Below are 12,861 nucleotides of genomic sequence, written 5' to 3'. Positions count from 1 at the left end.
CGGTCTACAGCACTACGAAGTGTTTCGCGGCGACCGCGCTTCGCGGACTTCGCTTCCGTCTCGAATCTTGTCTTCGCATTCGGGACACACTCGCGGATCGTCTACCTCGCGCGGTGTGAACACTCGTGCGTAGGCGTCCGTCACGAACGAACCGCAATTCTGACACTCTGGCATTTCTCTTGTTCCACTACGGAAATCTTACACTATATTTCTATCGACACTGACTCGAACGTCTCGAACGTCCGAATTCACTACGTTGACCGCTTGGTGACGGTTCGGGATAGTATGAACAGTAAATTTATAATAGAAAGTTCCGGACTGCTTCGAGACTCGACACTGCCGCGATACGCGAGGGCCGGAGGTCCTCCGATTTCGTCGATAGCACCTGCTCACGTGGTTCGGCCGGGGCGGTCGGAGTCGTGGACCGCCGCCGACACCGCGGTGCTCGTCGCGAGAGCAGGGCCGATACCCGGAGTGTAGCCCCGCGTGGGCGATTCACTCGACTGGTCTCAGCCGAGCAGTCTCATCACGACGCCGATGGCAATCGTCACGATGCCGAGGATGGTCGCAACCGGCGGAATCGGAACGAACAGCAGCACGATTCCGGCGAGGATGACGAGCGTCGAGAATCGGACCATACGCTCGGTACGGTCCGGGGTCGGAAACCGATTGTCACCGTGTACGGTGCTTCGACCGTCGAAAAAAGTGGACTCAGGCCGCCTTCGAGTCGTAGTAGTTACGCGCGATGCGACACCGAGACGGAGGCGTCCGAAACTACGGTCGCCAACCGCATACCGAACATTCGCTCGCGGACGTATCGTGGAGTCCGCCGCACTCCGGGCACTGTTTCTTGTTATAGTCCTCCTGCCAGCCGACGGTTTCCGTTTCGTGGCCACGCTCGGACAGGAATTCGTCGAAAACGTCGTCGTCGCCGGTCGGTGCGGTCGCCATACATGGTATGCTAATGCACACCATCCTTATAACCGTATCGGTGTAACAGGTAGATTACCGACACGTCGCAACGTTCGATTTCTCGCGTGTGAGTTCCTATCTCAGGGAGTAAGATAGGCCTAACCGACGGGTGAACCGAGGAGATTCCGGGAGAACAGGGTCGGTATCGTCGGCGTCCGGATTCGCTACTCGAACGTCACGCCCACGTCGTGCATCCCCTCGTTCTCCATGGCGATGTTGATGAGTAGGGGCGTCATACTCTCGACCTCTGCGGCGTTGGCTACGCGGCCGGCCTTCAAGGCGCGGAGTCCCTCTATCTGCTCGGCCAACTGGGCCACCGTCTCCACCGCGTCACCGTCGTCGCCGACGACCAGCGTGTCGAGGCCGAGTTCCACGTCCAGATTGGCGAGCCGGTCGGCCGAGAGGTTGTGGAACGCTCCGACCACGGGGACGTCCTCGGGCGCGGCGTCGGCGACCAGTTCCGTGACGCTTCCCGCTTTCGGGGGCTTGTAGTGGAACCCGTCCTCGTCCCGGTCCATCCCGACCGCCGGAGAGACCAGCACGTCGGCGTCCTCGATGCGGTCGGCGACCGCCTCGACGGTGTCTTGGACGTGGAACGCGGGCACCGCCAACACTACCACGTCCGACCGGTCGGCGGCCATCTCGTTGGCGAACCCCTTGACCTCGCGCTCGACACCGACGCTGTCGAGTTCGGTCTCGTACTCGTCGGCCTTCTGTCGGGCCTTCTCGGGGTCGCGGGAGCCGATCAGAATCTCGTGGTCGGTGTCTCGCGCCCACCGGAGCGCGAGGGCCTGTCCGATGTCGCCGGTCCCGCCGAGCAGTGCGATTCGCATACCTCACAGTCGGACCGGGGCCGGATTAAAGATTCCCACTCCGCCGTAGTACGAAATCTGACTGCTTCGGACCCGAGGACGGGAACGAGAAGTTCCCTACGCCAGCAGGTCCGGCAGGTCGTTCACGGAGTCGATGACGGCGTCCGCACCGGCCTCCTCGTACTTCCGGCGACCTTCCTCGCCGGTCAATCCACCGGTCAGGACGCCGACGCCGAAGTAGTCGCGGGCCGTGTTCTCGTCGTCGGCGTTTCGGGCCGTCTTCACGTCGTCCAGCGTGTCGCCGACGAAGACGACCGACTCGGCGTCGAACCGCTCGGCGAGCGTCACGAGTGCGCGCGGGTGGGGTTTGCCCTCCTCCCAGTCGTCCATCGTGAACCGACGGTCCTCGGGCACGTCGAGACCCGCCCGGCGCTGGGCGATGTCGGCCTCGTCGGACGGGCGACCGGTGACGACGCCGAGTGGGCGGTCGGCCAGCGCGTCGAGCGTTTCGGTGTCGAGCAGGACGGGTTCGTCGTGGATGTAGCCGGGGGTGTCGAGTTCCGGTTCTGCGCCCTCGACGTCGGCGTAGAGGTCCGCACCGAGGTAGAGTTGCTGGAACACCTCGCGGAGTCGCTCGGGGTTCCAGTCCGCTCGGGCGCGCTCGCGTGCCTCCGGGGGCAGGGCGTCGTCCACGACCGCTTCGGCGGCGTCGAGACCGTCTGCGGACTCCGCGTCGTCGCCTTCGGCCCGGCGCTCCGCGATTCGGTCGGTGAAGGTCCCGAGGTCCATCTCCAGTCCCTCCCGGCGTGCGAGGACGAACAGGGCCGCGGCGTAGGTGAGTTCCCAGTCGTTGTTGAACCCGCCAGCGTCCTTGAACGACTGGATGGCCTCCTTCTCGATGGTGTCGCCGTAGACGCGAGCTATCGACTCCACGATTGCGCGTCGGTAGGAGTCGGCCACGTCCACGAGTACTCCGTCGATGTCCAGCACGACCGCGTCGGCTTGCATGGGAGGGTGTAGTCAATCGCGGTTCAAGGCTCTTCCGCAGTCCAATTCACGATTACGACTCGTCGCCTTCGGTCGGGTTCAGCTCCTCGATCTGCCGGAGAATTCGGCTCAGGTCCGCTCCAGTTTCGGTCAGCCGGTACGACGTCGAAGGCGGTGCGGTGTGCTCGACCTCCCGCGAAACGATTCCCTCCGATTCGAGCTGCTTGAGTCGACGAGAGAGCATCGTCGAGGTGATGCCCGCGAGCTTTCGCTCCATCTCGTTGAACCCGTGTTCACCAGTCGAGAGAAGCCGAATGATGTGGAAAGTCCACTTGCAACTGAGGATGTCCCAGAGGCCGTGCCAGGTGCGCTGCCACTCGGGCGTTTCGGGACCCGTCTCCATGTCCGGTGATACGGGATGCTACGACATGAGTAGGGTGGTATCGGAACTGATACCTCCTAAGTGATAGGATACTTATATTTATTTGTGGCCTCCGCACCGACGTAGGTCATGGCACATGACGAAACTCACTCTGGACGGATGGACGGCGGATCGGTTCCGAGATCGAAATCGAGCCGAACGAAAGTATGGGTCATCGCGTCCGAAGACGAATCCTGTGATCACCCCGACCCGGACCTGCAACGCGTCGGAAGCGATGGCATTAACGCGTACTACCAGTGTGCTCGCTGCGAGGCCGTACTCGTCTCGCAGGACGAACTCGTTCGCGCTGCACAGGCGTCGTTGAATCGGTCGGACTGATTCTACCACCACGGGGTCCCGGCGACCTGACGCGGTTACTTCGAGAACTGGCTTTCGACGTCTCGCGCCAGGCACAACGTCTCGCCCGGAACCTCTCACTCCGAACCGTCGAACCCGCTATCGAAACGTTCGCCCTCGGTGTCCCAGTTCTTCACGCCCGAGCAGTCGTGCTTCTCGGGGAGTTGGTGTTCCGGGCAGTAGCTATTGCCGCAGTACGAACAGTTTCGCTCCCCAGTCATTTTCTCGCCGCATCGCTTGCAGGTGCCCATGCGACGACTACGCAATTCTCTGCTATAACGTTGGGGTAGTGTTCACACACCACTTTTAGGCCGCGTCTTCCGGGTCACTCGTCGGACTCGCGCGCTCCCTTCGCCTGCGCGACGTGCGTGAGCGTGACCAGTCCGAGACCACCGACGAGGTTCCCGGCCGTGACGACCGCCGTCGTCTCGGCCAGCGCGCCCAGGCCGATATTCGCCTCGAAGAGGACGCCGAACAGGACGTGAAGTATCGTGACGATGACGTGGTCGAAGGGACCGAGCGTCAGCAGGACCCCGACGACGTAGGACAAGGTGATTCGACTTCCGACGCTGTTGACGGCCGCCAGGAGGAACGAGAGCAACGCCACGAGCGCACCGCCGACGATGCCCTTCACGAACTCGGGGGCCGCACGCCGATGCACGATTTCCTCGGCGGTGTGGGACAGCACCTCCGGCGTTCCCGCGGGAAGCGCACCCTCGACGGTCAGGACGGCGACGAAGAGACCGCCGCCGACGAGATTGAGCGCGAAGGTGACGACCCATAGCCGGGCGAGCGAGCCGACCATCCACGAGTCGTCGGCGTCGACCGCCTTCGCGGTCGGGTCGAAGAAGTTCTCGTTGAACAGTTCGGCCCGGCCGACGACCAGGAACACGACGCCGACGCCGAACGCGAGCGAACCTGCGATCTTCGCGACTTCGCCGTAGCGCGGCCTCACCACGGCTTCCGCGATACCGAGCGCGACGATGCCGAAGACGATGGTGAACCCGGCGATGAAACTCGTCGAGACGAGTTCGAGCATCGACTGGTCGAGGCGACGTTCGCCTTCTTCGACCGCCCGGTCGAAAATCTCGGAAGGGTCTGGAGCGACGGACACGCCTGATTTGTCGTCCGGCGCGTTGTTAAGCGTCTTGGCGGCAGAACGCCCGACCGTTCACTCCCGCGCCACGAAGATAGTCTCGCCCGGAACCGTCTCGCGCTCGACCGGAATCGCCGGTTGGTCGCCGCCGAGGGTCGTGAACAGGAACGCGGCGTCGTGGTCGCGGGCCGCCTCCAGCGCCGGACGATGCAACTCCGGCGGGAGGTTCAGCGCGTAGACGGCGTCGGCGTCCCGGTAGACCGCCGGGTCGGGGTCGAAGACGTCGTCTGCCACGAACCCGACCGCGTCCGGGACCTCGCGGGGATGCACGTCGGTCGCGGTGACGGTCGCGCCGGCGTCGGCCAGCGCGGCGGCCACGTCGGTCCGGTTGCCGACGCCCACCTCTACGAGGCGTCCGAAGTCAGACAGTCGGCCGACGATTGCCCGACGGGTCCGGTGTCTCATGGCGGGAAGTTTATGGGCCGCTCCCGCATAGTGTTTCTCATGCTCGTTGATGTCGTCCCGGTCGGGGACGTGTCCGCGCGGGTCAAGCGGCAAGCCTCGACGGCTCTGCGTTCCGTCTACGACTGCGACGTTACGATTCACGACTCTCAATCGGTCCCGTCCGGGGCACACGACGAGAAACGCGACCAGTACCGCGCCGAGGAGTTCATCGAACTCGCGGGCCGCGTCGGGTCCGGAGAGAAGAACATCGCTATCACGCCCAAGGACCTCTTCTATCGCCGCCGGAACTACGTCTTCGGTCTCGCCTACCTCGACGGCAACGGGAGCGTCATCTCGACCTATCGACTCCAAACGTCGAGCGACGGCGGGTTCTCCAACCAGAGCGCGAGCGAGATCTTCTCCGACCGGGTCCGCAAGGAAGTCGTCCACGAAATCGGCCACACGCTCGGTCTCGAACACTGCGACAACAAGCGATGCGTCATGAACTTCTCGCCGACCGTCCGCGAAGTGGACGTGAAAGAAGAGAACCTCTGTGGCACCTGTCAGCGGAACGTGCTATAGACGGGCCTCGGGGGAGTATACGTTCGCTTGAGAAACATTTTTATTTCTTAAACAATCGTATAAATTCGACAGCGATTGGCGTCGTGACCGAGAGCCGTCTCGGTGAACCGTCGGTTCCTACCCCCGAATCCCGCGCCACCTGACGCCCTCTATCGCCGCGGCGAGGAGCGAGACGAGCGCCACCGCCAGCGGTAGCACCTGTCCGCCCATCCCGGTCGGAAGGACGTACTTCGAGATGGCGACGACGTAGCCGAGATACTGCTCGACGACGGACTCCCGGCCGCCGTCGGCCAGTCCCGCCTCGGTAGCCGTCGGGTGGTCGCTACTCCCCTCGCCGGGGAGTCGGTCGGCCTCGTAGGGGAGTCGGCCGGTCTCGACCGCCCAGACTATCTCGCCGTCCTCGTTCACCTCGACGACCCGGTCGTTGTACGAGTCGGTGACGAGCGTGTGGCCGTTCGGGAGGCGGTCGGCGTCGCGGGGCCAGTTCAGGGTGGCGCTCCCGCCGAACGTCCAGACGACCTCGCCCGACCGATTCAGTTCGACCACGCGGTCGTGTTCGCTGTCGGCGACCAGCAGGTGGCCGTCGGCGAGTCGGTCGGGGTTGTGCTGTTCGTAGAGGACGTCGCCCTTCCCCTCGAACTGGTTCGGGCCGACGACCGGTTCGACAGCCACGGCCCGGTCGCTCGGTCCCGACCCGTTCTCGACGTGGAGTTCGACTACGGTGTCGAAGTTCCGGAGACTGACCTGGAACACGCCCGGCCGGAGTCGGTCCACGTCGTTCATGTGGGTCCAGTCGCTCTCCGGTCCCATCCGGTCGGGTCGGTCGTAGGTGTCGGTGGCGTTCCACTGCCAGACGATTTCCTTCTGGCGGTTCACCGCGAACACGCGGTCGTTGCCCATGTCCACCATGACCCAGCGGTCCTCGCCGTCGACCGTGTAGTGGTCGGCGTCGTGGAGTTCGTGTTCGTGGAGTTCCGCGTCGTACCACGCGTACTCCCAGACCACCTCGTTGTTCGATTTGTTCAGAATCCGGAGGCTGTTCCGAACGCAGTTCGAGTACCCGTCGTTGCGGTAGCGGTCCGGACACTCGGCGTCGGGAATCTCGTCGGCGGTCGACACCTGCACGCGGTCGGGACCGAGCGCTTCCACGTCGAAGACGTCGTCGGGGTCGTCGTACTCCCAGACGACCTCGCCGTCGGGGGCGAGTTCGACTGCTTTCCCTTCGCTCTGGTACCCCTGTAGCGCGACGAGCGTGTTGTTCTCGGGCGACTCGTCGGCGACGGTTCGACGCGGTTGGTCCGGGGCCGCCAGCACGCCGACGGTCGCGACTGCGAGACTGACGACGGCGAGACACGCGAACAGTTTCGTTCGGCGCTCGTGGCCCGTTCCGAGCCAGTCGGGGAGGCGTGTCACTGGAAGGGGCTATGAGTCCGTTGACGAAAATCGTTCGGTTCTACGTCCGAACCGAATCTTGCCACTTCTTCGCAGGCAACTCGGGACGAGTCCGGGCGAATCGACCGGCGTCAGGGCGCGTAGTAGTACTCGCCTTCCTTCTTCTGCTCGCGGTCGAGTTGACTTCCGGGCTTGTTGATGCGCGGGCGACCGACGTTCTCGTCGCGCCGGAAGGTGATGTCGAGGTTGGCGAGGAAGTCGTTCATCCCCTCGCGCATCCCCTTGGGCTTGCTCGCCCGACCGTGGACCGCGGGTTCGCCGTCGAACACCATCAGTCGGTCGGCGAGCAGGTCTATCATGTAGATGTCGTGGTCGATGACCATCACGGTCGCGTCCTGCTGTTCGGCGAACCGCCGGATGGCGTTGGTCGCGCGCACCCGCTGTTCGACGTCGAGGTACGCCGACGGTTCGTCCAGCAGGTAGAGGTCGGCCGTCTCCGAGAGCGCGGCCGCGATGGCGACCCGCTGGCGCTCGCCGCCCGAGAGGTCGGTGAGCTGTTGCTCCATGATGCGGTCGAGTTGGAGCGGTTGAGCGATTTCGGTGTTCCAGTACGAGGAGCCGACCCTGTCGGTAATCGAGCGCAGGAAGCTATCGACCCGCATCGGCTGGTCGATTTCGATGTACTGGGGCTTGTAGGAGATGTCGAGGTCGAAGTCGATTTCGCCCTCGTCGGCTTCGAGTCGGCCCGCGAGCAGTTCGGCGAACGTCGACTTCCCGATACCGTTCGGGCCGACGATACCCAGCACCTCGTTCTCGTGGATGGTGCCGCCCTCGACTTCGAGACCGAACTCGCCCTCGCCGTAGGACTTCGTGAGGTCGGGGTAGTCGACGAGCGCGTCGGAACGACTCGTAACCCGCGGGGCGTGTTCCTCGAACTCGATGGCGTTGGGCCGGATGCGCATGTTCTCGTTGTCGAGATACCCCTTGAGGTACTCGTTGATGCCGTTCCGGACCGACTTCGGGGAAGTGATGACACCGTACGCGCCGGGTTCACCGTACGCCACGTGGAGGTTGTCGGCCACGAGGTCGAGGATGGCGAGGTCGTGTTCGACCACGAGCATCGACTTGCCCTCCTCCTCGGCCATCTCCTGAATTAGTCGCGCGGCCTTCACGCGCTGGCTGATGTCGAGGTACGGCGTAATCTCGTCCACGAAGTAGAAGTCCACGTCGCGGGCCAGACACGCCACCAGCGCGACTCGCTGGAGTTCGCCGCCCGAGAGGCTGTCGATGTCCTGGTCTCGGACGTGTTCGATTTCGAGTCGTTCGAGCAGGTCGTCGAGCACGCCTCGCTCGTCGACGTTCTCCAGCAGTTGAGAGGTCGGCCCGTCGAATCGGTCGGGAATCCTGTCCACGTACTGGGGCTTGCGCGCGACGCTCACGTCGCCGTCCTTGACCGCGCCGAGGTAGTCCTGTAGCTCGGTGCCTCGGTAGGCGTCCAGCACCGCGTCCCATCCCGGCGGGTCGGCGTGCTGGCCGAGGTTCGGCGCGAGTTCGCCGGCCAGAACCCGGACCGCGGTGGTCTTCCCGATACCGTTCGGCCCGAGGATGCCCGTGACCTGTCCCTCCAGCGGGACCGGCAGGCCGTACAGCGAGAAGGCGTTCTCGCCGTACCGATGCACGGGGTCGTCTTCGAGTTCCTGCGGGAGGTTGATGATCTCTATCGCGTCGAACGGACACTTCTCGACGCAGATACCGCAGGTCTCGCCGAGGCAAATCTCCTCGCTGATGTGTATTTGGTCGGGGTCGCCCTCCTCGGCGTCGTCGCCGCGCAGCGTGATGCACTCCTTGCCCGTCCGATTCGGCGGGCAGTAGTTCTTACACTCGTAGTTGCATCTGTCGGGTTGACACCGTTCGAGGTCCACGACCGCGATACTGTCGTCCGCCATGGGTTAGAAGGTTACTCCGTTCGTCAGGAGGATGGTCCACGTGACGAACCACAGCGAGAAGGTCATAAACAGCACGTAGAGGTGGTCCTTCGTGGAGAAGTCCTCCACGTCGATACCGAGTACTTTGAGGACGGGCAGTTGCGCGAAGACGAACGCAGCCACGACCACCAGCCCTAACTGGTCTTTCGCCGCAGTTCCGAGGAACGCGGCCGAGACGAGCGCCGCGGCGACGCCCGCTAACGTGGCGACGGACGTCACCGTAATACCCCTGATGTGGGATGACCGTCGCTCGGATACCTGTTCGGTCGCCATGACTGTTCGTCGGGGCCGCTCCCTCAAAAACCCCCGACTTCTGTCGCGCTCCGAATCCCGACGGCGATTCCGCCGACGGAAACGGGTCGAACCCGTTACTCCGCCGCGAGCGAACCACCCGTTTCCGTCGCCGCGTCTTCCGGCGCGTTCGGCCGAGCGTGTTACAAGTTGTAATGCAAAGGTCGTACTTTTATGACGATGGCGTGTTTCGATTCGTAACGATGGCAACTCAGTCCGAGTTAGAGGACATCGACGACCTGCCGCCGAGTGCGAAACTGGTTTTCAAGGTGCTCGAATACAAGGGTGCGCTGACCCAAAAGCAGATAGTCGAGGAGTCGATGCTCTCGGCGCGCACGGTTCGGTACGCTCTCGAACGACTGGAAGAACTGGACGTCGTGGAGGAAGACGTGTACTTCGCCGACGCTCGCCAGAATCTCTACGAGATAAGCGTCTCCTGTGACACCTCGGCGGACTGTGCCGACGCTCAGAAGTGCGCCGAGTAGCGCGACCGTTTTGAGCCGGGAGGAGACGAACTCAGCAAGTCGACGACACCCTCTGTAGGACGCGAATCGGTAATCCCTCTCAACGTTACGTTCACGTGGCTGGTCACGCTTACAGGCCGGTTCGACCACTAACTGCTCGCCGAACTTTCTGCGCTTTCGTCGGACTCGCCCGACTCTTCACTCCGATAGAGGTGACACGCGACCGTCCGACTCCCGGCCTCGTGCGCCTCTGGACATTCCTGCACACGGACCGACGGGAACGCTTCGCGGAGTCGCGCTGCCGCGGTTTCGACTGCTCCGGCGGCGGCCCCATCGACCGCCTCCGAAAGCGCGCGCTCGGCGGCCTCGTCGTCGAGTTTCGCGGCAGGTCGTGCTCGCGGCGGATGGCCTCGCGTAGCTTCGCTCCGAAACCGCGCCGTCGGCCGCCTCGCCGTCGGCCAGTCGTTCGCGCACGGTGTTCTCGCTGTTCTTCGCGGACCTCCTCGGCGTGCTAGTGGTGGAGATTTTCGTCCTCGAAGAGGTACTCTACATCGAGGGAATCGGTAACGTCGGACTCACTGCGATTCACCACCGCGACCTGCCGCTTATCCTCGGCGTGACGATGGTTATCGCCTTCGCAGGTATCGTCGGGAACCTGATTCAGGACCTCGCGTATCTCATCTCGCGTTCGACTCTCGCGTCGATTCGGACTGACAGGCCGAGGGTTTCTCCGGTCGGTTTGTTGACGCAGCGGACCGACCGGTCACGTCGTCGGTCTCGTTTTCGGAGACGCGGGTGACTTCGCCGCGAACCGTGACGCTGGTCAACTCCGGTCGTCACACGTCGGGAAGGAGGAACGTCGCCGTCGTATCCGAACGACGTCGGTACCGAGTGGGCGACCCCGCCGTCGAACGGCGGCCGCGACGGTCCGTGCGTCGACGCGAGACTCCCTCGGAGAACTACGGCTGTCGATTTACGATAAGAGTGGTCGTTCAAGAACGCAAAAAGATGTTCACAGCGGGTATCTCTGTGGTCTACCGGGACAGAGAGATTCGTTTACGACCGTCTTCAGGCCCGAATTACGGTGATCTGCTGTTCGCGGTCGATTGCTCGCTCCAGTTCTTCGGCAATCGCACTCCCGCGCGAGACCTGGATGTCGCCGCCGCGGCCGACCGTCGCGGTAAACAGGTACTCGCCGTCGGCCTGCACTTCGACCGTCTCGCCCGCGTGGCCGTCGGTCGGGAGGACGATGTGGCGGGACGTGATGTCCGGCGTGACGGTTTCGCCTTGCGTGGCCGCACCGCCTGCGCCGCCTGCACCTGCGCCGCCCGCGTTCGAGCTCGCGCCCGAGACCGACTGCGGTTTCTCGTCGTGGGTCCGCACGTCGATGTCGATGCCGAGGCGGTTCTCGATGTCCTCGATGCGGCCGCCGCCCTTCCCGATGACGTAGGAGATGTCGTCGTCGGTGACGTAGACGGTGGCGCGGTTCTGACCCTGTACCTCCACGTCCACCGAACCCCGGGCGACCGACTGGATTTCGCGCTCGATTTCCTGCTTCGCGAGCTTCGAGACGCCGCTCTCCTCGCGCTCGCCCTCGTTGAGCGGGACGGTGACGACCTGCCGGTTGAAGGTGTAGATCTCGTACTCGGGGCGACCGGTCTCGAAGTCCTGAATCATGATGACCGGGCGCGCGAGGTCCTCCTCCATCAGGCCCTCGGGTACCTTGACCTGCGTGGACACGTCGTACACCTTCTCGACCTTCCCGGCCTCGATGTAGACGACGGTGTCCACGATCTGGGGAATCATGCCGAGTTCGACCCGGCCGACGAGGCGCTGGAGCGCGTCGATGGCGCGGGTGGCGTGGACGACGCCGACCATTCCGACGCCGGCGAGGCGCATGTCGGCGAACACCTCGAAGTCGTCGGTCTTCCGAACCTCGTCGTAGATTGTGTAGTCGGGGCGGACCATCAACAGCGAGTCGGCGGTCTTTTCCATCTCGCCGCCCAACTCGGTGTACTGGGTGATTTCCGGGCCGACCTGGAGGTCGCGGGGCTTCTCCATCGTCTTGACCGCGAAGTCGCTGTCCGCGAGGAACTCGCCGACCGCCTGCGCGAAGGTGGACTTCCCGGCACCGGGCGACCCGGCGATGAGGACGCCGCGCTGGCGTTCGAGGAGTCGGTCTTTGAGTTCGTCGGCGTGCTCGTAGTCCTCCAAGTCGGTCTTGACGATGGGCCGGACCGCGGTAATCTCCCACGCGTCGGCGAACGGCGGCTCCGCGATGGCGATACGGTAGTCGCGGAACTGGACGATGGTCATCCCGGGTTCGTCAAGTTCGATGAACCCCTCGTTGCTCTCCTTCGCGCTGTCGATAATCTCCCCGGCGATTTCGCGGACCTCCTCCTCGTCCATCGCCTCGTCGCCGATGGTCTGGTAGTGCATGTCGCCCACGTCGCCGCGCTTGGCCATCGGTTCGACGCCGGCCTTGAGGTGGACGCTCATGGTCTGGTCGTCGAAGTAGTCCTCGATGGAGAGGGTTCCGATGTCCGTCTCGTCCACCCGGGGAGAGACGTACTCGACCTCGATGCCCTTCGCCTGTGCGACTTCGCTCTGGACCACGTCGCTGGTGACGAACACGGCGTCGTGTTCGGCCGCGAGTTCCCGAATCAGGGCGTCTATCTCGCCCTCGCTGGCCCGCCCCTGCTCGTCGGCGTCGGGTCGGTCGCCGACGTACTCCAACTCGATGGTCCCCTCGTCGGCGAGGTCGGCGAGTCGCTGGAGTTCCGACAGGCCGTTCCATCCGCTCTCGGCACCGCCGTTGGCCTGCGCTTCGAGTTCGGCCACCACGGCCTCGGGCACCAGTACCGTCGCCCCCTCGAAGTCACCGTCTTCGACGCGCTCGGAAACTCGGCCGTCGATGACGACGCTCGTGTCCGGAAGTACGTTCATGATATCCTTTTCGTGTGGCGCGTTGATACTCTTTACGAGGGAGGGACTCCAGAGAGGTGCGGAACCGGTTCTGGGCAACAAGTTTCAATCGGGTCGGTGTCCTGTACCTGAT

Annotated in this window: 16 protein-coding genes; 3 read left to right on the top strand and 13 right to left on the bottom strand. The window is 63.9% G+C overall.

Annotated elements, in window-relative coordinates; translation table 11 throughout:
- Positions 1–12: 12 nt before the first annotated feature.
- The 9 genes from E2484_RS26255 to E2484_RS03700 all read right to left on the bottom strand — a co-directional run bounded on the left by E2484_RS26255 (position 13) and on the right by E2484_RS03700 (position 5,110).
- Complete coding sequence (locus E2484_RS26255) at positions 13–174, bottom strand: DUF7563 family protein (RefSeq protein ID WP_438267632.1); 162 nt, start codon at positions 172–174, stop codon at positions 13–15.
- A 335-nt stretch (positions 175–509) separates the two neighbouring features.
- Positions 510–638, bottom strand: coding sequence for a transporter (locus tag E2484_RS03730; RefSeq protein ID WP_137283871.1), 129 nt, complete (start codon positions 636–638; stop codon positions 510–512).
- Between the two features lie 136 nt (positions 639–774).
- Positions 775–951, bottom strand: coding sequence for an HVO_0416 family zinc finger protein (locus E2484_RS25370; RefSeq protein WP_303646679.1), 177 nt, complete (start codon positions 949–951; stop codon positions 775–777).
- A gap of 185 nt (positions 952–1,136) precedes the next feature.
- The gene (npdG, locus tag E2484_RS03725) at positions 1,137–1,805 is read right to left on the bottom strand and encodes an NADPH-dependent F420 reductase (RefSeq protein ID WP_137283870.1); all 669 of its coding nucleotides are present in this window, start codon (positions 1,803–1,805) and stop codon (positions 1,137–1,139) included.
- A gap of 96 nt (positions 1,806–1,901) precedes the next feature.
- Positions 1,902–2,792, bottom strand: coding sequence for a TIGR01548 family HAD-type hydrolase (locus tag E2484_RS03720; RefSeq protein ID WP_137283869.1), 891 nt, complete (start codon positions 2,790–2,792; stop codon positions 1,902–1,904).
- A 52-nt stretch (positions 2,793–2,844) separates the two neighbouring features.
- The gene (locus tag E2484_RS03715) at positions 2,845–3,174 is read right to left on the bottom strand and encodes a winged helix-turn-helix transcriptional regulator (RefSeq protein WP_137283868.1); all 330 of its coding nucleotides are present in this window, start codon (positions 3,172–3,174) and stop codon (positions 2,845–2,847) included.
- Between the two features lie 452 nt (positions 3,175–3,626).
- A complete protein-coding gene (locus E2484_RS03710; RefSeq protein ID WP_137283867.1) occupies positions 3,627–3,800 on the bottom strand; it encodes an AN1-type zinc finger domain-containing protein in 174 nt (57 codons plus the stop codon).
- Between the two features lie 74 nt (positions 3,801–3,874).
- Positions 3,875–4,663, bottom strand: a complete 789-nt coding sequence (locus E2484_RS03705) for a formate/nitrite transporter family protein (RefSeq protein WP_137283866.1) — start codon at positions 4,661–4,663, stop codon at positions 3,875–3,877.
- A 57-nt stretch (positions 4,664–4,720) separates the two neighbouring features.
- Positions 4,721–5,110 (bottom strand): UPF0146 family protein, encoded by a 390-nt coding sequence (locus tag E2484_RS03700; RefSeq protein ID WP_137283865.1) that lies wholly within the window; start codon positions 5,108–5,110, stop codon positions 4,721–4,723.
- A gap of 39 nt (positions 5,111–5,149) precedes the next feature.
- Here E2484_RS03700 and E2484_RS03695 point away from each other — a divergent pair, with 39 nt between their 5' ends.
- The gene (locus E2484_RS03695; RefSeq protein WP_137283864.1) at positions 5,150–5,671 is read left to right on the top strand and encodes an archaemetzincin family Zn-dependent metalloprotease; all 522 of its coding nucleotides are present in this window, start codon (positions 5,150–5,152) and stop codon (positions 5,669–5,671) included.
- 117 nt (positions 5,672–5,788) lie between these two features.
- On the opposite strand, the gene E2484_RS03690 is transcribed toward E2484_RS03695, so the two are convergent.
- From E2484_RS03690 to E2484_RS03680, 3 genes are all read right to left on the bottom strand, one after another.
- Positions 5,789–7,084 (bottom strand): hypothetical protein, encoded by a 1,296-nt coding sequence (locus tag E2484_RS03690; protein WP_137283863.1) that lies wholly within the window; start codon positions 7,082–7,084, stop codon positions 5,789–5,791.
- Between the two features lie 110 nt (positions 7,085–7,194).
- The gene (locus E2484_RS03685; protein ID WP_137283862.1) at positions 7,195–9,009 is read right to left on the bottom strand and encodes a ribosome biogenesis/translation initiation ATPase RLI; all 1,815 of its coding nucleotides are present in this window, start codon (positions 9,007–9,009) and stop codon (positions 7,195–7,197) included.
- 3 nt (positions 9,010–9,012) lie between these two features.
- Positions 9,013–9,321: an EMC6-like membrane protein gene (locus tag E2484_RS03680; protein WP_137283861.1), complete on the bottom strand. Its 309-nt coding sequence runs from the start codon at positions 9,319–9,321 to the stop codon at positions 9,013–9,015.
- Between the two features lie 221 nt (positions 9,322–9,542).
- On the opposite strand from E2484_RS03680, the gene E2484_RS03675 reads away from it, so the two are divergent.
- Both E2484_RS03675 and E2484_RS03670 read left to right on the top strand, forming a co-directional pair.
- A complete protein-coding gene (locus E2484_RS03675) occupies positions 9,543–9,824 on the top strand; it encodes a helix-turn-helix transcriptional regulator (protein ID WP_137283860.1) in 282 nt (93 codons plus the stop codon).
- 454 nt (positions 9,825–10,278) lie between these two features.
- Complete coding sequence (locus E2484_RS03670; protein ID WP_137283859.1) at positions 10,279–10,602, top strand: ABC transporter permease family protein; 324 nt, start codon at positions 10,279–10,281, stop codon at positions 10,600–10,602.
- Between the two features lie 269 nt (positions 10,603–10,871).
- Here the strand turns inward: E2484_RS03670 and E2484_RS03665 are convergent, their stop codons facing one another.
- Positions 10,872–12,749, bottom strand: a complete 1,878-nt coding sequence (locus E2484_RS03665) for a PINc/VapC family ATPase (protein WP_137283858.1) — start codon at positions 12,747–12,749, stop codon at positions 10,872–10,874.
- Positions 12,750–12,861 lie beyond the last annotated feature (112 nt).

Source organism: Halorussus salinisoli (assembly GCA_005239435.1).
Taxonomy (GTDB): Archaea; Halobacteriota; Halobacteria; order Halobacteriales; family Haladaptataceae; genus Halorussus; species Halorussus salinisoli.
Note: the sequence above shows the minus strand (reverse complement) of the source record. Positions and strands in the feature narration are given on the sequence as shown.

Bases quoted from the DNA above. Each gene is read 5' to 3' on its own strand.
- E2484_RS26255 (WP_438267632.1), bottom strand. From the start codon at position 174: ATGCCAGAGTGTCAGAATTGCGGTTCGTTCGTGACGGACGCCTACGCA.
- E2484_RS03730 (WP_137283871.1), bottom strand. From the start codon at position 638: ATGGTCCGATTCTCGACGCTCGTCATCCTCGCCGGAATCGTGCTGCTG.
- E2484_RS25370 (WP_303646679.1), bottom strand. From the start codon at position 951: ATGGCGACCGCACCGACCGGCGACGACGACGTTTTCGACGAATTCCTG.
- npdG (WP_137283870.1), bottom strand. From the start codon at position 1,805: ATGCGAATCGCACTGCTCGGCGGGACCGGCGACATCGGACAGGCCCTC.
- E2484_RS03720 (WP_137283869.1), bottom strand. From the start codon at position 2,792: ATGCAAGCCGACGCGGTCGTGCTGGACATCGACGGAGTACTCGTGGAC.
- E2484_RS03715 (WP_137283868.1), bottom strand. From the start codon at position 3,174: ATGGAGACGGGTCCCGAAACGCCCGAGTGGCAGCGCACCTGGCACGGC.
- E2484_RS03710 (WP_137283867.1), bottom strand. From the start codon at position 3,800: ATGGGCACCTGCAAGCGATGCGGCGAGAAAATGACTGGGGAGCGAAAC.
- E2484_RS03700 (WP_137283865.1), bottom strand. From the start codon at position 5,110: ATGAGACACCGGACCCGTCGGGCAATCGTCGGCCGACTGTCTGACTTC.
- E2484_RS03695 (WP_137283864.1), top strand. From the start codon at position 5,150: ATGCTCGTTGATGTCGTCCCGGTCGGGGACGTGTCCGCGCGGGTCAAG.
- E2484_RS03685 (WP_137283862.1), bottom strand. From the start codon at position 9,009: ATGGCGGACGACAGTATCGCGGTCGTGGACCTCGAACGGTGTCAACCC.
- E2484_RS03680 (WP_137283861.1), bottom strand. From the start codon at position 9,321: ATGGCGACCGAACAGGTATCCGAGCGACGGTCATCCCACATCAGGGGT.
- E2484_RS03675 (WP_137283860.1), top strand. From the start codon at position 9,543: ATGGCAACTCAGTCCGAGTTAGAGGACATCGACGACCTGCCGCCGAGT.
- E2484_RS03665 (WP_137283858.1), bottom strand. From the start codon at position 12,749: ATGAACGTACTTCCGGACACGAGCGTCGTCATCGACGGCCGAGTTTCC.